This window comes from Fusicatenibacter sp. (assembly GCF_977045365.1).
The window spans coordinates 114,712-134,556 of record NZ_CDRRUH010000001.1; the positions used below are offsets into that span (position 1 = coordinate 114,712).

Annotated in this window: 17 protein-coding genes and 1 tRNA gene; 11 read left to right on the forward strand and 7 right to left on the reverse strand. The window is 50.3% G+C overall.

Annotated elements, in window-relative coordinates; all coding sequences use genetic code 11:
• Nucleotides 1–109: 109 nt before the first annotated feature.
• Nucleotides 110–2,155, forward strand: a complete 2,046-nt coding sequence (locus ACY2VW_RS00600; protein WP_461876640.1) for a glycoside hydrolase family 31 protein — start codon at nt 110–112, stop codon at nt 2,153–2,155.
• Nucleotides 2,156–2,392: 237 nt separating this feature from the next.
• A complete protein-coding gene (locus ACY2VW_RS00605; protein WP_461876641.1) occupies nt 2,393–4,147 on the forward strand; it encodes a sensor histidine kinase in 1,755 nt (584 codons plus the stop codon).
• Between the two features lie 78 nt (nt 4,148–4,225).
• On the opposite strand, the gene ACY2VW_RS00610 is transcribed toward ACY2VW_RS00605, so the two are convergent.
• Nucleotides 4,226–6,178, reverse strand: coding sequence for a glycoside hydrolase family 31 protein (locus ACY2VW_RS00610; RefSeq protein ID WP_461876642.1), 1,953 nt, complete (start codon nt 6,176–6,178; stop codon nt 4,226–4,228).
• Nucleotides 6,179–6,325: 147 nt separating this feature from the next.
• The gene (locus ACY2VW_RS00615) at nt 6,326–7,255 is read right to left on the reverse strand and encodes a helix-turn-helix domain-containing protein (RefSeq protein ID WP_461876643.1); all 930 of its coding nucleotides are present in this window, start codon (nt 7,253–7,255) and stop codon (nt 6,326–6,328) included.
• 143 nt (nt 7,256–7,398) lie between these two features.
• On the opposite strand from ACY2VW_RS00615, the gene ACY2VW_RS00620 reads away from it, so the two are divergent.
• From ACY2VW_RS00620 to ACY2VW_RS00630, 3 genes are read left to right on the forward strand one after another with little or no spacing between them, the layout of a single operon-like run.
• Nucleotides 7,399–8,778, forward strand: a complete 1,380-nt coding sequence (locus ACY2VW_RS00620; protein ID WP_461876644.1) for an MATE family efflux transporter — start codon at nt 7,399–7,401, stop codon at nt 8,776–8,778.
• Nucleotides 8,775–9,395: a sugar O-acetyltransferase gene (locus ACY2VW_RS00625; RefSeq protein ID WP_461876646.1), complete on the forward strand. Its 621-nt coding sequence runs from the start codon at nt 8,775–8,777 to the stop codon at nt 9,393–9,395. Before ACY2VW_RS00620 ends, ACY2VW_RS00625 begins: the two co-directional genes overlap by 4 nt.
• 24 nt (nt 9,396–9,419) lie before the next feature.
• Nucleotides 9,420–10,055 (forward strand): sugar O-acetyltransferase, encoded by a 636-nt coding sequence (locus ACY2VW_RS00630; protein ID WP_461876647.1) that lies wholly within the window; start codon nt 9,420–9,422, stop codon nt 10,053–10,055.
• Nucleotides 10,056–10,170: 115 nt separating this feature from the next.
• Here ACY2VW_RS00630 and ACY2VW_RS00635 read toward each other — a convergent pair.
• Nucleotides 10,171–10,243, reverse strand: a tRNA-Phe gene (locus ACY2VW_RS00635).
• A 181-nt stretch (nt 10,244–10,424) separates the two neighbouring features.
• Here ACY2VW_RS00635 and ACY2VW_RS00640 point away from each other — a divergent pair.
• The 6 genes from ACY2VW_RS00640 (at nt 10,425) to trmL (ending at nt 16,420) form a co-directional block, all read left to right on the forward strand.
• Entirely contained in the window at nt 10,425–12,176 is a 1,752-nt protein-coding gene (locus ACY2VW_RS00640; RefSeq protein WP_461876648.1) for a B12-binding domain-containing radical SAM protein, read from the forward strand.
• Nucleotides 12,177–12,241: 65 nt separating this feature from the next.
• Entirely contained in the window at nt 12,242–12,979 is a 738-nt protein-coding gene (locus tag ACY2VW_RS00645; RefSeq protein WP_461876650.1) for a 3'-5' exonuclease, read from the forward strand.
• 24 nt (nt 12,980–13,003) lie between these two features.
• Complete coding sequence (locus ACY2VW_RS00650; RefSeq protein ID WP_022462412.1) at nt 13,004–13,162, forward strand: hypothetical protein; 159 nt, start codon at nt 13,004–13,006, stop codon at nt 13,160–13,162.
• Nucleotides 13,163–13,217: 55 nt separating this feature from the next.
• Nucleotides 13,218–14,771, forward strand: coding sequence for a VanW family protein (locus ACY2VW_RS00655; RefSeq protein WP_461876651.1), 1,554 nt, complete (start codon nt 13,218–13,220; stop codon nt 14,769–14,771).
• Nucleotides 14,772–14,906: 135 nt separating this feature from the next.
• Nucleotides 14,907–15,887 (forward strand): AIR synthase-related protein, encoded by a 981-nt coding sequence (locus tag ACY2VW_RS00660; protein WP_461876652.1) that lies wholly within the window; start codon nt 14,907–14,909, stop codon nt 15,885–15,887.
• Nucleotides 15,888–15,919: 32 nt separating this feature from the next.
• Complete coding sequence (gene trmL / locus ACY2VW_RS00665) at nt 15,920–16,420, forward strand: tRNA (uridine(34)/cytosine(34)/5-carboxymethylaminomethyluridine(34)-2'-O)-methyltransferase TrmL (protein WP_461876653.1); 501 nt, start codon at nt 15,920–15,922, stop codon at nt 16,418–16,420.
• A gap of 120 nt (nt 16,421–16,540) precedes the next feature.
• Here the strand turns inward: trmL and ACY2VW_RS00670 are convergent, their stop codons facing one another.
• The 4 genes from ACY2VW_RS00670 to ACY2VW_RS00685 form a co-directional block, all read right to left on the reverse strand.
• Complete coding sequence (locus ACY2VW_RS00670; protein ID WP_461876654.1) at nt 16,541–17,128, reverse strand: glycosyl-4,4'-diaponeurosporenoate acyltransferase CrtO family protein; 588 nt, start codon at nt 17,126–17,128, stop codon at nt 16,541–16,543.
• A gap of 20 nt (nt 17,129–17,148) precedes the next feature.
• Nucleotides 17,149–17,637: a CinA family protein gene (locus ACY2VW_RS00675; RefSeq protein ID WP_461876655.1), complete on the reverse strand. Its 489-nt coding sequence runs from the start codon at nt 17,635–17,637 to the stop codon at nt 17,149–17,151.
• A 63-nt stretch (nt 17,638–17,700) separates the two neighbouring features.
• The gene (locus ACY2VW_RS00680) at nt 17,701–19,119 is read right to left on the reverse strand and encodes a HAMP domain-containing sensor histidine kinase (RefSeq protein ID WP_461876656.1); all 1,419 of its coding nucleotides are present in this window, start codon (nt 19,117–19,119) and stop codon (nt 17,701–17,703) included.
• The gene (locus tag ACY2VW_RS00685) at nt 19,119–19,823 is read right to left on the reverse strand and encodes a response regulator transcription factor (protein WP_022461607.1); all 705 of its coding nucleotides are present in this window, start codon (nt 19,821–19,823) and stop codon (nt 19,119–19,121) included. The genes ACY2VW_RS00680 and ACY2VW_RS00685 overlap by 1 nt, the downstream gene beginning before the upstream one ends.
• Nucleotides 19,824–19,845: the final 22 nt, after the last annotated feature.

Sequence of the window (19,845 nt, forward strand, 5' to 3'; positions counted from 1 at the left end):
TGTAAGCATCAGGCGTTGATCCGGCGGGTCAATGTTTGAAGTGCAAAACAGCAGGAGAAACGGCAGGCCAGAAATGACCTGCCGTTTTTGACAAAAGGAGGATTTTTACATGTTTTTGGAAAAAGAGGGGAAGTTAATTTATTCTTACGATGGCGAGACCGTCTGCATCGAAGCGTGGGGGAAAGATGCACTGCGTGTGCGTGCGACAAAAAATCGAAGCTTTACCGGCCGTGACTGGGCACTGGAAGCAAAGGACGCGCATGCAGGAGAGGTTGAAATCTTTGAGGATCCATCAGCAAAAGGCGGAGCCTTTGCCAATATGTACGAGGGAACGGATATTTCCTACGGAAAAATCACAAACGGAAAGCTTCATGCGGTGATCGATTCCGGCAGCGTCATTACGTTCTATCATGAGGATGGAAGAGTTCTGTTAAAGGAGCATTTCCGCCGCCTGCGCGACGAGGAAAGCATGCCGCTCAACATCATGGGACGCGAGTACAGCAACGGTGTCGGGGATAATTTCCGTATTGTGGCGCGTTTTGTGGCAAGAAAAGGCGAGAAAATCTTCGGAATGGGACAGTATCAGCAGCATGAGCTGGATCTGAAGGGCTGCATGCTGGAGCTGGCGCAGAGAAACTCTCAGGTCAGTGTTCCGTTCTATCTTTCCAGTATCGGCTACGGCTTCTTATGGAACAACCCGGGTGTCGGCCAGGTGATGTTTGCTAATAATGGAACGGAATGGGTAACGGAATCCGGGAAAGAAATCGATTATCTTGTGATTGCAGGTGATACGCCTGCAAAGATCGAGGAGAATTATATGACGCTGACCGGAAAACCGCCGATGATGCCGGAATATGGCATGGGCTTCTGGCAGTGTAAGCTCCGCTACTGGAATCAGGAACAGCTTTTGTCTGTAGCAAGAAAATACAAAGAGCTTGGCGTACCGCTTGATGTGATTGTCGTCGATTTCTTCCACTGGACAAAGCAGGGCGAGTTCAAATTTGATCCGAAATACTGGCCGGATGTGCCGGGCATGTGCCGCGAATTAAAGGAGATGGGAATTCAGGTTGTTGTGTCGGTATGGCCGACCGTTGACATTTATTCCGAAAACTTCGAGGAGATGAAAGAGAAGGGCTATCTGGTTCGCACGGAGCATGGTGTACCGCTGACGATGCTCTGTGGTGGAAATGAAGTTTTCTTCGATGCGACTAACCCGGATGCAAGAACATATGTCTGGGAGAAGATCAAGAAAAATTATTACGATCAGGGTGCCAGACTCTTCTGGCTGGACGTGGCAGAGCCGGAATACAGCGTTTATGATTTCAAGAACTACCGTTATCAGCTCGGAAGCGTACAGGAGGTCGGAAATATTTATCCGAAATATTATCTGAAAGCGTTCTATGACGGCATGACGGCAGAAGGCGATACCATGCCGATCAGCCTGATCCGTTCTGCCTGGGCAGGCAGCGCGAAATATGGTGCACTCGTATGGTCAGGCGATATTGTAAGTACCTTCGAGTGCTTCCGGCGCCAGGTACAGGCAGGTCTTAACATGGCGATTGCCGGTATTCCGTGGTGGACCACCGATATCGGCGGTTTCCACGGTGCCAGAACCGATGACCCGGATTTCCATCGTCTGTACATCCGCTGGTTTGAGTACGGATGCTTCTGCCCTGTCATGCGTCTGCACGGAAACCGCAACCCACAGGAGGGCTACGGTGCAGAACAGATCGGATCCGGCAGTGACAATGAGATCTGGAGCTTTAGCGATGAGGCATATGAGATTTCAAAGAAATATATTTTCCTGCGTGAGCGACTGAGAGATTATATCCGGGTACAGATGAAGAAAGCACATGAGGACGGAACCCCGGTGATGCGTCCTGTTTTCTATGATTTCCCGACAGATCCGGAAAGCTGGAATGTGGAGGACGCTTATTTGTTCGGACCGGATCTCTATGTTGCACCTGTGATGGAGGATCACGTAACGGAGCGCGAGGTTTATCTTCCGGCCGGAACGGCATGGTTTAACGCATGGACCGGAGAGAAGTATGAGGGAGGACAGCATGTAACGGTTGCTGCTCCGATGGATACTATTCCGGTATTCGTAAAGGAAGGAGCAGATACCGAACATCTGCTGAATATTTTCTCGGAATAAGAAAATGTTCCCGTTCACCGGTACCAGGCGAGCGGGAACAGAGAATCCTGTTCTCACCATATGAAACACGGACTCTGCATGGACAAAGCCGGAAAATATGGTATAATGGGCTGTGTTACAAAGAACATAGCTGCAAATACATTCCGTGAGTGTAAAAGGACTGCCGGAGCTGCGAGGTAAGGTGCGGCATCCGGCAGTCGCTCTGCAGACAGAAAAAAAGGAGGGGTGGATGCGCTTATGAATCTCTGGCAGAAAGGAAAACGAAGGATGCTGCGCAGCGTTCGAATACGCAGTTTGAAGGATACGTCCCTGCGGCTTGGAACTCCGGTTTTTCTGGTTCTGATGGGGCTTGTTGTCTGCCTGCTCTGGGGCGTTTGGGAAAACCGCAAGCTGGCAGATAAATATATTGCCGATACGGCAAAGCTCTATGTCGATCAGATCAACCGTGATATGTCGCAGATCAACAGTGAACTGATCTATCTGCTGGATTCTGACAGCAACATCAAAGAAATCCCGGATCAGATAACATCGACAGATGCTCAGTATTATGAAATGGAGCAGACGCTGCGGGAGCGAAACCGTGTGCTGAAAATCCGTTACCATGAGGTACAGACCTTCTTCGTCTACGGTCAGAAAGCCAATGTTCTGATTACGGACAGCGGAACTATGTTTACCGAGAGTAAGGGAATGACAACACTGAATCAGATGCTGATGTCCTATCTGCAGATTATGACATCAAAGGATTCGATCAGCACACAATGGACTGTGATTACGTTTGGCGACGACGACTATATTGTCGGCTGGTACGCGAAAAACAAAAAAGTCATCGGCTGTGTCATTAATCTGAATCTGATTTTCCGGACCATCCGCGCCAAAACAGAGGAGTATGATGTCATTCCGTTTATGGTAGATGCCAGAGGTCGTGTCATGACGCAGGCAGATACATCGGAAAAATATAAGAATGAGATTATCGATTTTTCCAAAGCGGGAAAGAAAAAGGAGAAAAATGCGACGGTCTATTCCTACCAGCTTGGCACGGTCGGAAAGATCAACCTCATGGTTCTGCCGGGAGGCGGTATTCTTGAGAATGTCCTGATTATGCAAATTGCATTCGTCGTCCTGATCGCGGTTCTTCTGCTTGTCTGCGCATTGGAAATTACAGCATATTACCACCGGATTCTGGAACCGATGGAAAAATTCGGACAAAAACTGGAGGAGCTGGAAAAAGAGCAGAGTCTGAATGACGATGGAAGCAATAATCTGTTAGAGCTGGAGTCTGTGAGTGGTAAATTTAAGGAACTGCTGCGGAAAATACAGGGATTGAAAATTGCGATTTACGAAAAAGAGCTTGCCGAACAGAAAGCAGAGCTGGAATATACGCAGGAACAGATCAAGCCACATTTTTTCCTGAACTGCCTGAGCCTGATTCATGGCATTGCAGATAAGAATAATGAGGGAGAGATTGTGGAAATTACAACAGTGCTGTCGGATTATATGCGCTATATTTTTCAGGATTCCAAAAAACAGCGAGATGTAGAGGAAGAACTGGAGCATATTGAGGCATATATCCGCATCCAGAAGCTGCGGTACGGGGAAGAAGCCTTTTCCTTTGAAGCGACGACGGACGGTGATATCGGAGAATGGAAGGTTCCGTCTCTTCTGCTGCAGACACTGGTGGAAAACTCCGTGGTACACGGTGTATCCCTGGACCGGAAGAGTGAGATTTCCCTGTATCTGACAAATGAAACGTATGAAGACGGTGAATATCTCTACATCTGTATTTCCGATACCGGAAACGGGTTCTCAAAAGAAGCATTGGATGCGATCGAACATGACACGCCGATTATCTATCACGGCCGCCACCATGTCGGCATTTCCAATATCAAACGCCGTCTGGCACTGATGTACGGGGAACGGGCGAGCATTACGTGCTCCAATATGGATGAAAATTACGGAGCCGTCGTAGAGGTGCGGCTGCCGAAAACAGAATAAAGCGAAAAGAAAAAAGGCGGGAACCCGGAGAAACATAGAGGGTTCCCGCCTTTTTGCGTGAAAAAACTGTTTTCTGTATTAGATACGGGAAACTCCGTCATCGGTATAGCGCTCGTAGGAAGCACCTTCATATCCGATCATCTGGATTGTGCTCTCGTCGATTTCCGGTACGGACTCTGCGAAATCGGCAACCGGGATTGCGCAGCCTTTGCGGATGAAGAGCGGAACCTCGTTCAGGGCAACTTCTACATAGTGGATGCCTTTTTCCAGAACTTCCTGATGGATCGTTCCGTCGCCGAGGAATTTTACGAAGATCATCTCTTCCGGCAGGTATACGTAGCGGCCAATCGCATTCTGGGTATAAACCGGTGCGATCATGATCTCATTACCGATCATCAACTGATCTTCTGTATTTCTTGCCAGCTTGTCATCCGGGTAAACGAAGGCAAGCGGTTTAAAGTACATATCATCGTTTAAAGCAGCCTTCATGTACTCGCTGTACAGATACGGAACAAGGCGGTAGCGGACACCGATGACATTGCGGAAGTCCTCGATATGCTCAAACTGGTAAGGTTCCTGCTCGCGTGTTCCGAGTGCGGCATGGTTTCTCATCAGAGGAGTGAAAACACCAAGTGCCAGCCAGCGGAGCAGCAGGTCTCTTGTGGTATTTGCACCGAATCCGCCGAGGTCAGCTCCGGTATAGAGGAAACCGCACATGTTGAGGGACGGCATCATCTTCAGGTTCAGCAGGATGTGTGACCACCACGAGCAGTTGTCTCCGGTCCAGATTCCGCCGTAACGGTGCATGCCGATGTAGGAAGAACGGGAGAACATCAGGATTCGCTTATCCGGGGAAATTCGTTCAAAAGCTTCACCGGCAGAACGGGTCATGTTGTAGCCGAACAGATTGTGTACCTTGTCGTGGCGGACCTGTTCGCCGTTTACGTTGTGATAGAAGCGTTTATAGTCCTCATGGTTATTTGCAAGTGCCTGGAGTTTTCCACCTACCATGTAGTGCGGAACCTCCGGGTCACCTTCTGCGTATTTCTTTGCAGTCTCCCTGAAATCAGCAAGGCCTTCCTGGGAATAGAAGATGGATGGCTCGTTCATGTCATTCCAGAAGGCATCGATTCCCCTGGAAACGAGAACATCGTATTTGTCGCCAAACCATTTTCTGGCATCTGCATTTAAGACATCCGGGAAATGAGTCCAGCCCGGCCATACAGTAGCTTCGAAGTAGGATCCATCCTCACGGCGGCAGAAGTAGCCTTTTTCACAGCCTTCTTCGTAAATGTCATAACCCTTTTCGACTTTCACACCGGCATCGATGATCGGAACGAGATGGATCTTTTCTTTTTTCATATCCTGTACAAATCCCTCGAAATCCGGGAAACGTTCTTCATTTACGGTGAAATCCTTGTAATCCTGCATGTAGTCAATATCCATGTAAACCATATCGAGCGGCACATGGTTTTCGCGGTATTTTTTTACTACCGTGCGGAAATCATCCTCTGTTTTGTAGCCCCAGCGGCTCTGGCCGTAACCGAAAGCAAACTTCGGAGCAATGTAGCTGCGTCCGATGATGCCGCGGAACTGTTTTACGATATCAAGATCGGAATCACCGGTGATCATGTAAACGTAGAGATCGGCGTTTTCGCAGGAAACGGTCATCGTATCGGAAGTGGTGTAGCCGATATCGAAACGCAGGGTGCCCGGATAATCGAAGAAGAATCCTGCGTGTGTCTTGCCGGAGATGATGATGAAGTTGTGTGCTGCATACAGAGAGGTTTTGCTCTCTACGTGATTCGGATCATCGGCGCAGTCACTGATGTAAAGAAAGCCGCGTTTGTTGATACCGCGGTTGGCTTCACCAAGTCCGAATACCATGTCATCGTCAGCAAGTTTGGTGGTGAAGGAGAAGCCGTTCTCGGTGGAGAAGGTACCGTAATCCGGGTTTCCTTCGGAAGCCGGGATCTCTTTTACAACAGCTTCGGTCTCAAATGGGGTTCCGTAGACAAATTTTTTAATCATGTCATCCTCCTTATAAAATGAAATTAAAAAATATGATGTTTTAGTGAGGTTTAGCGCAACACCTTGGTAACTTTATTATAACAGAGATGGGAAAAATGTCTAGCAAAATTCCTGTCTTTTTTAACAAAAAAGCGTGAAATAGAAAAATTAAATTTCTTCGGAAGGTTCCGCTGTCTTTTTCTCCTCTGCCCGCTTCCGGAAATCCCGTGGTGTGCAGTTGTAGGTGCGCAGGAAAATCTTGGAATAATAGCTCTGGTGATTAAACCCGCATGCCGTACAGATTTCCGCGATCGACAGCTTTGTGGTGTTTAAAAGATGACAGCTCACCTCGAGCCGGTAGTGATTCAGAAAATCAATCGGGCTCTGGTTCAGATAACGGCGGAAAATCTGGCAGCATTTGTTCCGGCAGACTTTTCCCGCGGCGGCAATCTCGTCGAGGTTGATGGATTCGCTGTAGTGGTTGTAAATATAGGAAACCATATCGCGCTGCATGAGAAGGTCTGGCTCCTGCGGTTTTGCGGCCGCTTCGTCTGGCATCATCGGATGGCTGCGCAGAAGACGGCACCATAAAAGTGACAGAAGTGCGGCAGCTTCCATTTCATAGGCCGCCGGATGCTCCTTTTTGATGCGGAGAATTTCAGGCAGAAGCTGCAGCGCTTCGGTATCCTCCGGATGATCTGGCTTTAAGTGAAGATATTCCAGCGACGGATTTGACAGAACCGGTGTGATGTACGACTGGTACAGGACACTGTTCGTTGTAAAAATTTTCGGATGGCACAGAATGCAGATGAAATCACAGTCCTGCCCGCTTTCGGAGTACCCGTAGTGCATCTGGCGGGAATTGACCATGATGGCTTCGCCTTCTTTTAAGAGGACACGTTTTCCGTTAATATAGTAGTTTATCTGACCGGAGCGGACATACAGCCACTCAATATCTTCGTGCCAGTGGCAGAGTGCCCGGCGGTCCGGGTAGGCGGAAAGGAGTCCTTCCTGGATATAAAGCGGAATGCCGACCTCGTCGTAGCGGACAACTTCGGACGCATCCTGCATGATTTTTGTAATAGGATCATTGACCATAAATACATCCTCTTTCGTTTTGTCTAAAAAGTACAATAATGATAAAAAATAAGGAATATTGTCGTAGAAAAAACGCTAAACCTAAGATAATATGATTATAACATATACGTGTATGGAATAAAACAGGAAAAAGGGGGAAAAGCATGAAAAATCAGAGAAGAACGAGGGAAAAAGATCCGGAATTTTATCCGAAACTGCTGGCGCTCCTCGTTCCGATGGTGATCCAGAATGTGATGAATGCGCTCGTCAGTGCATCCGATGCCCTGATGGTCGGCACGCTGGACCAGAGCTCGCTGTCGGCGGTCTCTCTTGCCACGCAGATCACGTTTGTGCTGAGCCTGTTCTATGCGGCCATCACCATTGGAACGACCGTCATGGCGGCGCAGTATTGGGGCAAAGGGGATAAAACAGCCGTGGAAAAAATTATGGCGCTCGCTTTCCGGCTTGCAGCAGTCATTTCCGTCATCTTCTTTCTGGCATGTTTTTTTGCCCCGCAGCTTCTGATGCGGATTTTTACGAGTGAGGAGGATCTGATCCGGCTTGGCAGCAGCTATCTGAAAATTGCCGGCTGGTCCTACCTGCTTTCCGGAATTTCACAGGTTTATCTGTGCATCATGAAAAATACGGGAAGAACAACGCGGAGCACAATTTACGGCACGAGTGCCACCGTGCTGAATCTGATCCTGAATGCGATTTTTATCTATGGCCTGTTTGGGGTTCCGAAAATGGCGGTTGCCGGAGCGGCAGTGGCAACTCTGCTGGCACGTATCGTGGAGTTTGGTCTCTGTTTCATCGAAAATATGCGGACCGATACGGTAAAGGTCAGAGTGGAATATCTGCTGAAAAACAGTGGGCTTCTCGGAAAGGATTTTGCACGCTACACAACGCCGATCCTTGCCAATGAGCTCGCCTGGGGCTGCGGATTTACCATGTTTTCCGTCATCCTCGGCCACATGGGAAGCGACGCGGTTGCAGCGAATTCCATTGCCAACATCACAAAGAACATTCTTCTCTGTGTGGCGTTCGGAATCAGCGGCGGAAGCGGCATCCTCGTGGGAAATGAGCTTGGCGACGGAAATCTGGAAAAAGCGAGAGAGTACGGCGACCGGTTATGCCATCTGGCACTGGCAACGGGAATTATTTCCGGCCTCATTCTGCTGGCGGTAAGTCCGTTGATTGTCCGGGCATGTACGACGATGAGTCCGACGGCAAAAGGCTATCTGCAGGGGATGCTGTTGATTTGTGCCTACTATCTGATCGGAAAGACGATGAATGCGACGGTGGTCGGCGGAATCTTCTGTTCCGGCGGAGACACCCGGTTTGGCATGATCTGCGACACGATCACTCTGTGGGTGATTGTCGTACCGATCGGAGCACTGGCAGCGTTTGTGTTCAAAACGCCGGTCATGGTCGTATATTTCTTATTAAATCTCGACGAGATGATCAAACTGCCTGCCGTTTATAAGCATTATAAAAAATATCAGTGGGTGAACAACATTACCAGGGAGGATATGGAATCATGAAAAATGTAGACAGAAGAGATCAGCAGTTACCGTATATTTCCGATGCAGAGGTGATGGAGCAGCAGATGAACGCAAGAAGACTGACCCAGAGGCTCAACACGATCGACCGTTCCGATTTCGACGGGATTGCGGCAATTGTAAAAGAACTGTTTGGAAAATCAGAGGGGGCGTTTGTCAACCCACCGTTTTACTGTGATTATGGTTCCCATATCGAAGTCGGAAAAAACTTTTTTGCAAACTATAACTGCATGATGCTTGACGTGGCAAAAATCAAAATCGGGGACAACTGCCAGATGGCGCCGAACGTAGCCATCTATACGGCAGGTCATCCGGTGCATCCGGCAGCAAGAAATTCCGCTTATGAATACGGCATAGAGGTAACGATCGGTGACAACGTATGGCTTGGCGGAAACACGGTTATTGTGCCGGGCGTACATATCGGAAGCAATGTCGTGATCGGGGCAGGAAGTGTTGTAACAAAAGATATTCCGGACTGGACAATCGCGGCAGGAAATCCGTGCCGTGTCATCCGGAAAATTACAGAAGAGGATAAACAGTATTATTTCAGAGACCGCAAATTTGATGATGAGGCATGGGAGGTCATCAAAGATCTGTAGGAATCTGAGAGGAAAGGATTTCTTATGGCAAAAACAATGAAAGACAGAATCCGTGAAGGATATCTGTTTACGGATATGTGTGAGGGAATGCCCGCAGAGCGGACGAAAGCAAAACTGCTGATGAAAGCGTTCAATGAGACATCGGCGGAGGAGATTGACAAACGGTTTGAACTGATGGAGCAGATCTTCGGAAAGAAAACAGGCGCATGGATTGAGCCGCCGCTGTATTTCTGCTATGGCACACACATTTCTATTGGGGATGGATGCTACATTAATTTCAACTGCAATTTCGTCGACGACGGCCAGATCACCATCGGCGAACGCGTGATGTTTGGACCGGCTGTCACAATTGCAACAGTCGGTCACCCGATTAATCCAAAGATGCGGGAATACATGTACACAGATCCCGTCACGATCGGCAATGACTGCTGGATCGGCGGAAACGTAACGATCTGCCCGGGGGTGACAATTGGAGATAACACCGTGATCGGAGCAGGAAGCGTTGTGACAAAAGATATCCCGGCCAACTGCGTGGCAGCCGGAAACCCGTGCCGCGTGATCCGCGAGATCAACGAAAATGATGAGAAGTATTACTACAAAGACCGCCCGATTCTGGCAGAGGATCTGGCGGAAGAGGCAGAACTTCGGAAGAACCCGTAAGTGCTGTCCGGGCAGTGATGCTGATAAAAGAAAAACTCTGTACCGTATTCGGAGAAAAATCCGGTGCCGGTGCAGAGTTTTTTGACGTGTATGCTGATTTCGAGCAACAAAAAAATGCCCAGAGCCGGAATCGAACCAGCGACACGAGGATTTTCAGTCCTCTGCTCTACCAACTGAGCTATCTGGGCATTTTGATTTCCTGTTGGAAACCTTTGTTAATATAACATGAATTCACGAAAATTGCAACTGTTTTGTCGGGAAAATGTGAAAAATTTATGCTTTTGGCGGAATGACGGTGTATTTTCGTTCGAGAATGTGGTAGTATAAAGGGTATGCAAAGAGGAACGAAGGAGAAGTATTAGAGTTATTATGAAAATTATTCTGACTGCGGTCAACGCAAAATATATTCATTCCAATCTCGCAGTTTACACGCTGCAGGCGAGCGCGGAAAAAGCCGGTGTGTTCCCGGAAATCCGTGAGTTTACGATCAATCAGTCGAAAGATTCCATGCTGCGGAGTCTGTTTCTGGCGCATGCGGATGTCGTCTGCGTTTCCTGCTATATCTGGAATATATCCATCGTCGAGGATTTGATTACCGAATATCACAAAATCAGTCCTAAGACGAAGATCTGGCTTGGCGGACCGGAGGTGTCGTATCACGCGGAGGAGATGCTGGAGCAGTATCCGTTCCTTGCCGGAATTATGAAAGGCGAAGGTGAAGTGACGTTCCGTGAACTGGCCGTATATTATCAGAATCAGGAGAACGGCACAGAAGGGAAAACGTTAACGGAGATCCATGGTATTACATACCGTGATGCAGACGGAGCGATTAAAAGCAACCCATGGCGTCCGGTCATGGATCTGTCCGAAGTGGATTTCCCATACGCGAATCTGAAAAAATTTGAGAACCGCATCATTTATTATGAGTCGAGCCGCGGCTGTCCATTTTCGTGCAGCTACTGTCTTTCCTCGATTGACAAGCGGCTCCGCTTCCGGAATCTGGATCTGGTCAAAAAGGAACTCGCCTTTTTCATGGAGCAGAAGGTGCCGCAGGTCAAATTTGTGGATCGTACCTTCAATTGCAAGAAAGACCATGCGATGGAAATCTGGAAATTTATTGCAGAGCATGATAATGGTGTGACGAATTTCCATTTTGAGATCGCCGCCGATTTGATCACGGAGGAGGAACTGGAACTTTTGAATACCCTGCGTCCGGGGCTGGTACAGCTTGAGATCGGCGTACAGTCCACAAATCCGCAGACGATCGAGGCGATCCACAGGAAGATGGATTTTGGAAGAGTGACAGAGATTGTAAACCGGATTGCCAAAGGAAGAAATATTCACCAGCATCTCGATCTGATCGCAGGACTGCCGTATGAGGATTATGCAAGCTTCCGCCGTTCGTTCGCAGATGTCTATGCACTGCGGCCGCAGCAGTTACAGCTTGGATTTTTAAAAGTGCTGCGCGGTTCTTTCATGTATGAGCATACAGCGGAGTATGACTGTCATTATCAGGAGCGCGAGCCATATGAGGTGCTGTACACGAAATGGCTGCCGTATGACGATGTGCTGAAACTCAAAGACGTGGAGGAGATGGTAGAAGTCTATTACAACAGCGGTCAGTTTGTCCACACCTTGCCGATGATTGAAAAATTATATGAGAATCCCTTCGATTTTTTTCAGGAGCTTGGCGATTTCTACCGTGCGAAGGGCTACAGCGAAGCAGCGCACAACCGGATTGGGCGGTATGAAATTCTGCTCGAGTTTTTACGGGACGAAAAGCAGCAGGACGAAGCGTTCTTCCGTCAGATGATGGTACTTGATCTGTACGCACGTGAAAATATGAAGACGAGGCCGCATTTTGCAAAGGACCCCTCCGAATGGAAAAACGAATCGCGTGATTTTTATCAGAAAGAAGCAGAGACAAGAGCACTCCTGCCGTCCTATCATGCGTATGACTGGAAACAGCTGCAGCGCATGACACATCTGGAAGTTTTTGACTATGATGTGCTCGGAAGCGGGGAAAAGGCGCGGACGGTACTTCTGTTTGATTATCAGGAGCGCGATCCGCTGACCGGAAATGCGGAGATGATTGACTGTGGCAGCTGTTTTTACGCTTGACATTTTGAAAGAACATGAGATACTAATATTGCGCTATAAAACGCGATCCGAAAAGGAAAATACGTATGAAAATTCAAAATTTTGTAGTACTGGACCTTGAGACGACAGGCCTTTCGGTGAAGGAAGACCAGATTCTGGAAATTGGTGCGGTAAAGGTGCAAGGCGGTAAGGTGGCGGCATCGTACGAGACGTTTGTGAACCCGGGCAGAAAAGTACCGGAGCGGATCACGGCGCTTACCGGCATCCGGGATGAGATGATTGCGGATGCACCGGATGTGGAGACCGCAGTCCGCGGATTTTTGGACTTTTGCGGGGATCTTCCGCTTCTGGGACACAATATTCTGTTTGATTACAGCTTTATCAAACAGGCAGCCGTCAATGCCCGTCTGGACTTTGAAAAAGAAGCGTGGGATACGTTGAAAATTGCACGGAAAGCCCTCCCGGATCTGGAGAGCAGAAGCCTTGAAGCACTCTGCGGCTACTATCAGATCCCGCGGGAACACGCACACCGTGCAATGGACGATGTGCTGGAAACGCTGGCACTGTTCCGAAAACTGGAAGAAGGATTTTCGGAAGATCACCCGGAATGGTTTGCCGCAGCACCTCTGAAGGCCAAAATGAAACGTGAGGTTCCGGCGACGGAGGCACAGAAAAAATATCTGGCGGATCTGATCCGGTACCATGAGCTGGATCTCGAACCGGAGTGGGGAGCACTCACAAAAAGCCGTGCATCCCGCATGATCGATCAGATTATTCTGGCACATGGAAGAATGGAAAAACGACAGAGAACTGAGAAAAAATAGAAGAGAAAAAGAAAGGATGGAACGATGAGTAATAAAGTCAATCGAAAAGCCCCGACAGAGGCACAGAAAAAGAAGAAAGATCCGCTGGCAAAGAAGAGAAATGCAGCAAAGATACTGGCATTGATTCTTGCAGTGGTTATGGTGCTTGGTATGGTTCTTCCAGCACTTTTATGGCTGGTGTAAAGAGATTCTGTAAAAGACAGATTGAAATGGGAAACGGATCAAGAAGAGGCACAGTATGAAAAACAGCAGAAAAATGAGAGGCATGCTGGTGATGCTTATCGCATTCGCATTCTGCTTTCTGGCAGAACCGGTCAAAGCGGATGACCGGACAGCGCTGGACGGAATCTATGTAGAAGACATTTCCGTCGGCGGTATGACCGAAGAGCAGATCACACAGGCAGTAAACGACAAAATTGAACAGTTAAAACCCTCGGTTATCAACCTGTCTGCCGGAGAGCAGAATGCACAGGTGACAGCAGGGGATCTCGGACTTTCCTGTGCCAACCCGGAGGTGGCAAGAGAAGCCGTCACAATCGGGCAGGAAGGCAATGTACTGAAGCGGTTCCTGACACAGAACCGGCTCAAAAAGGGAGAGACGGTGACGTTTTCCCTGAAATATACAGTCGATGGCGAGGCAGCGCGCCAGGCGGTAGAAAACAACACGGCCGTGCTGAACCGCGAGGCAACAGATGCAACGCTGACCCGCGAAAACGGCGAATTTATCGTCAATCCGGGCCAGACCGGATGCAGCGTCAACGTGGATGAGTCCACGGCGAAGGTTGTCAATTACCTGACGACAAGCTGGCGGGGCGGCATCGGCGGCGTAGAACTGGTAACAGAAGAAACACCGGCAGGCGGCAATCCGGAGCAGCTTGCACTTGTCAAAGATCTGCTCGGCGAGGGTACGACGGAGTATGGCAACGGTACGAGCGGCAGAAAACAGAATGTCGCAGTCGGCGCAGAGAAGATTAACGGAACGCTGGTACAGCCGGGCGAGGAATTTTCCGTAGAGGCGGTCGTTGTGCCGTTTGATGCGGAAAATGGTTATGCACTGGCGGCATCGTATGAGATGGGCAAGGTCGTCGATTCGTACGGCGGCGGTATCTGCCAGGTTTCTACAACGCTTTATGTTGCGGTTCTGAAAGCGGAACTTGAGGTGACGGAGCGGTACAGCCATTCCATGATTGTCCACTATGTGGATCCGTCGATGGATGCGGCGATTGCAGAAGGATTGAAAGACCTGAAATTCGTGAACAACACCGATGCGCCGATTTACATTGAGGCGAGCGCGGATGGAAGCACCCTGCATTTTGCCATCTATGGCCATGAGACGAGAGATCCGAACCGCACGGTCCGCTATGAGAGTGAGACGACAAGCACGGAGGATCCGACGCCGAGCCTGACGGAAGATGCGAATGCATCGTTTGGAACAATTGAACAGACATCGTACGGCTATCAGGGTTCGACGGCGCGGCTGTGGAAGATTGTGAATGACAATGGAAATGAGACGAAGGAGCAGGTGAATTCCAGCACTTACCGCATGACATCGAATGTCTATACCGTGGGAACAAAAACGGACAATGCAGCGGCGCGTGCGGAAATGCAGGCGGCGATTGCGGCAAATGATCTTGCAAAAGCAAAGGAAATTGCAGCGAAATACAGCCAGAGCAGTTCGTCATCGAGTTCTTCGGAGAAGAAGGAAGACAGCAGCGATGATTCGGATTCGGATGATACGGAAAAGACGGACGACAGCAGCAATACAGAGAAAACGGAGGACGATGAGGACTAGGCGTTTTCTGGTTACAGTTCGCTGGGAACCAGTGAACTGTAACATTTTCCGTGAAAAATGGGAAAGCAGAGGGAAAAGGAGTACGGATTCCGTCTGCTTTTTCGTTTGAAACAGGAAGTTCGAGGAGGACAAGGGATGCGAAAGGGTAAATTACAGCAGAGCGTGCTGGTGCGCTCGGTGTTTAAGATGCTGGGGCAGAAAAGAGAGGACGCAGCGGGGCCGGCGGTCGGACGCGGGGTATCGGCAATTGCAGGAGAAAAGGAGACGCAGGTGTTTTCGTGTGCGCCGGTGCTGGTGAAGGATCCGGAGGACGCGGTGCTCGCGGTCTGCCGGGTGTGCAACAGTGTGGCTGCGGCGGGGGCATCGGCAAAAGGAGTGCTGGTGTCGCTGATGCTGCCGGAGGCGATGGAAGAAAAGGATTTAAAGAAGCTGATGCGGGCAGTTGACGGTGCGTGTGGGCGGTATGGAACTGCGGTGATCGGCGGGCATACGGAGGTGACGGACGGGGTTTCGTATCCGGTGCTTACCGTGACGGCGGCAGGCGGGACAACGCGTACGGGGCTGTTTGATCCGTCGTGTGTGACAGCGGATTTGGATCTTGTCGTGACGAAGGGGATTGCGCTCGGCGCGGTGTCTTATCTGGCAAAGACAAGAAGGGATGAGCTTCTGACGAGATTTTCTCCGGGATTTATCCATGGGGCGGCGGATTTTTCGGAGGATTACTCTGTCTGCCGTGAGGCGGAGATTGCGGTCGAGCACGGTGCGGCTGCGATGCAGGATCTCTCGGAGGGCGGGATTTTCGGGGCGCTCTGGGAGATGACGGACGGCGCGGGTGTCGGGCTTGATGTGGCACTGAAGAGGATTCCGATCCGGCAGGAGACGGTGGAGATCTGTGAGTTTTTCGGGGTGAATCCGTATCAGATGCTTTCGACGGGATCGCTGCTGATTGCGGCTGCGGACGGCGAGGGGCTGGTGCAGAAAATGGCACTCGAAGGGATTCCATCGGCGATGATTGGACGGACGACATCCGGGAAGGACCGGATTCTCCGGAATGGGGAAGAGGTCCGGTATCTGGACAAGCCGCAGATGGATGAGATGTACCGGGTTGGCAGATAAGGCTTAAATATACGACAGGAGTGATTGGTAAAATGGCACATTTGAATATTGTTCTTCATGAGCCGGAGATTCCGGCAAATACAGGCAACATCGGACGGACGTGTGTGGCGACGGGGACGAGGCTGCATCTGATTAAGCCGCTGGGGTTTGATATTTCGGACAAGGCGGTGAAGCGCGCGGGGTTGGATTACTGGCCGAAGCTGGATGTGACGGTGTATGAGAGTTACGAGGATTTTCAGGAGAGAAATCCGGGGGCGAAGATTTACTATGCGACGACGAAGGGGCCGCAGACGTATGTGGATGTGCAGTATGAAGAGGACTGCTTTATTATGTTCGGGAAGGAAAGTGCGGGGATTCCGGAAGATATTCTGTATGACAATCAGGAGACGGCGGTGCGGATTCCGATGATTAATGATATCCGGTCGCTGAATTTGTCAAACTCGGTGGCGATTGTGCTGTACGAGGCACTGCGGCAGAATAACTTTGACCATATGCAGCTCGCGGGGCATTTGCGGACGCATGAGTGGAGGTAGACGGACGGGATTCCGTTTCCACATCCTGCGGCCCGAAGCCCCTGATTGCGCAGGCGGACGCCATTGCTGCGCTCGGCTGGGGAAAAAGGAGAAAAAGACGTAAAGGTGATGGAAAAGCCGTTACGTCTTTTTTTTGTGGGGAAAAAGGGATTCGTTGGTTTTCTTTTTGGTAAGAATCCGAAGGATTCTGTCGCGGTTGTAGCGTTGGGTGATGACGAGGAGGAGATCGAAGAGGGATGCGGCAAGGGAGGTCAGGAGAAAGACGGGGAAGGCGTGGAACCAGTGGGAGGCTAGGATAGGGAGGAGGCTTAAGGGGATGATGACTTCGTGGACGAGTTCAGCCTGGCACATGGCGCCGGCGATTTCGGGGAGGGTGTGGAGGCTGGGATCGAAGAGATCAGGGTAGTAAGTAGGAAGTTTCGATTTCCAGGTCTTGACGCGGAGAGTGCGGTAGAGCTTTTGCTCGAAGGGGCGGAGCTGGTACCAGGAGCGGGTAAGATCGGCATGGTTTTTCATTATATGTTGGAAAACGAAGCCGGTCAGGAGGCGGATGGCGAAGTGGTAGGTGGTGGTCGCGAAGGTGATAGCCAGCGTCAGAGAGAGATCGGTGTGGGCTGCGGCGTGGAGATAGATAAAAAAGGCGGTCGCGGCGAGGAGGAGGGCGGTGACGATGTTGAGGGTCAAGGGGAGGTTTTTGGTCTGTTTCATGAGGGATCAGCTCCGTTTCTTCATGGGGTAGTGAGGAGTGTTTTCAATTCGGCAAAGACCTGCTCTGCGTAAAGATGTTTGATTTCGTTTCGGGTCATGCCGGAGACGTCGGTCTGGAAGGTGAAGGTGTGGGCTTGGTCTTTGTATAAAATACAGAAGTAAACGACGCCCTGTACACTGTCAGCGTTGTTCGGGTCGAGGTTTCCGGTTGTGCCGGTGATTCCGATGGCGATGGCGGTATGCAGGTTTTTCTGTGCTGTGCGGGCCATGGCTTCGGCGCATTCGGGGGAGTAGACGCCGTGGGTTTTGATGACGGCAGGGTCGACGCCGACGAGGACTTTGGTTTCGTTCAGGTATGTTACGTAGCCGCCGGGGAAAATGGCGGAGGCGCCTTCGGTGTCGGTGATCAGGGAGGCGATCAGGCCGGAAGTGCAGCTTTCCATGGTGGAAATGGTGGTGTGGGATGCAATGAGCTGTTTGATGATGGAATCAATGGTGTTTGGGTTCATAGTGAAAATTACCTCCAGAGTTAGTTTGATATGTCTGGCAAAAAAGCCCCTCGGCGGAGGGGCTTATTTTGGTGCTTCGCCTTTGGCGAGTGTAAAGATAAATTCCGTACCAACGCCCTCTGTACTGATGACATTGATATTCTGGTTATGCGCAGCGATGATCTCTTTGACGATCGAAAGTCCCAGTCCCGTTCCTTTGCGGTCTTTTCCGCGGGAGGCATCGAGCTTGTAGAAGCGCTCCCAGATTTTGGTAATGCTTGCCTTTGGAATGCCGCAGCCGGTATCCTTGACGGAAACGAAGACTTTTCCGTGCTTCTCCGTTGTCTCAACCGTGATGGTGGAATCGTTGTTGCTGAATTTGATTGCATTATCAATCAGATTGTACAGCACCTGCTGGATTTTTCCCATATCGGCGCAGACATACAAAGTACGCGATGCGAGGATCAGTGAAATGGAAATCCGCTTTTTCGTGCAGGTTCCCTCAAACGAAGCGGCGGTATCCTTGATGACGGCGTTGATGTCAAACGAGGTCAGATCGAGCATATTCCCTTTATCGTCGATGTCGTTCAGCGTCAGCAGGCTCTGCGTCAGCTTGTGCAGCCGTTCTGTCTCAAACAGAACGATTTTCAGATACTTTTCCTGCATTTCCGGCGGAATCGTTCCGTCGAGGATTGCCTCCACGTAGCCTTTGATCGAGGTCAGCGGTGAGCGGAAGTCGTGAGAGACGTTCGCCACAAATTTCCGCTGGTATTCGCCGGTCTTGTTCAGCTCGCCGGACATGTAGTTCAGCGTGGAAGCGAGATACCCCATCTCATCGTGAGATTTAACATCAATTTTGTGGGTCAGGTTGCCGGAGGCATACTCCTTTGCACCGTTGATGATCTTTTTCAGCGGCCGGTACACGACGAGGGAGAAAAAGATCAGAATCACAAACGAGAGTCCGAACACGAGCAGGAACAGAAAATCAATCCGCGCCAGCAGACTTTCCCTCTGCTGATAGACGTCCTGCAGCGGAAGGTGGATGGCGACATAGCCCTTGATCCGCAAATCGGAGGTGACGGGAACCATGACGCTCAGCATCTTGTCTTCGAAATAGCCGAAAAACGTTCCCGTGCTGTAATACTCGCTGCCGAGCGCAACCGGATCAAAACCGTCGATGATCTCCGGGTTTTCCTCATCGAGCGCAGCTGCCGTGTTCAGCAGAATTTCCCCGTCTGCGCTGATGAGCCAGATCCGGGAATTGTGATAGGAAGCCAGTGCACTGAGCGAATTGTAAAGATCCGTCAGGGAACGCTCACTGTGGTAATAAAGGTCGCCCTGTCTGGAAGCGATCTGCGTGGCCTCCCGGTACAGACTGGTGCTCGCGCTGGAGATCAGACTGTCCTCTACCATGCGGGAGCCGACCGTTGAGATCAGCGTAAAGCCGGCAATGGCGAGAATGACATAAATGAGAATTAATTTCCGGTAAAGCGTGCGTCGCATTATTTTTTGACCTCAAACTTGTAACCGATGCCCCAGACCGTCGTGATGGCCCAGGAGGCATGGTCCTTGATTTTTTCGCGGAGACGTTTGATATGAACGTCTACCGTGCGGGTATCGCCGATGTACTCATAGCCCCAGATATGGTCGAGGAGCTGTTCCCGCGTAAAGACCTGGTTTGGTGAGGAAGCAAGGAAGTAGAGAAGCTCCAGTTCCTTCGGCGGCATATCGACGGTGCGGCCCTGGTAAATGACGGAATAGTTCGTCTGGTTGATGATAAGATCCGGGTACTCGACACATTTTCCTGCGGTCGCGGACACCGGGATCGTGCGTGATGGCTGAAATCTCCGCAGCACTGCTTTCACACGGGCAACGAGCTCCTTGGAATCAAATGGTTTGATGATGTAGTCATCCGCGCCGAGCTCCAGGCCGAGGACTTTGTCGAACACCTCGCCCTTTGCCGAGAGCATGATGATCGGAACATCGGAATCGTGCCGGATTTCGCGGCAGACCTGGTAGCCGTCCATGCCGGGCAGCATCAGGTCGAGCAGAATCAGGTTCGGCTGGAAGGAGTGAAACTCCCGGACAGCCTCTTCTCCATCGTTTACAATTTTTGTGTCATAGCATTCCTTGGTCAGATAGAGAGAAATCAGTTCTGCGATATTGTTATCGTCATCGACGATCAGAATTTTCTGTTTGGAAGCCATAAAAGATTCTCCTTCACTGGGG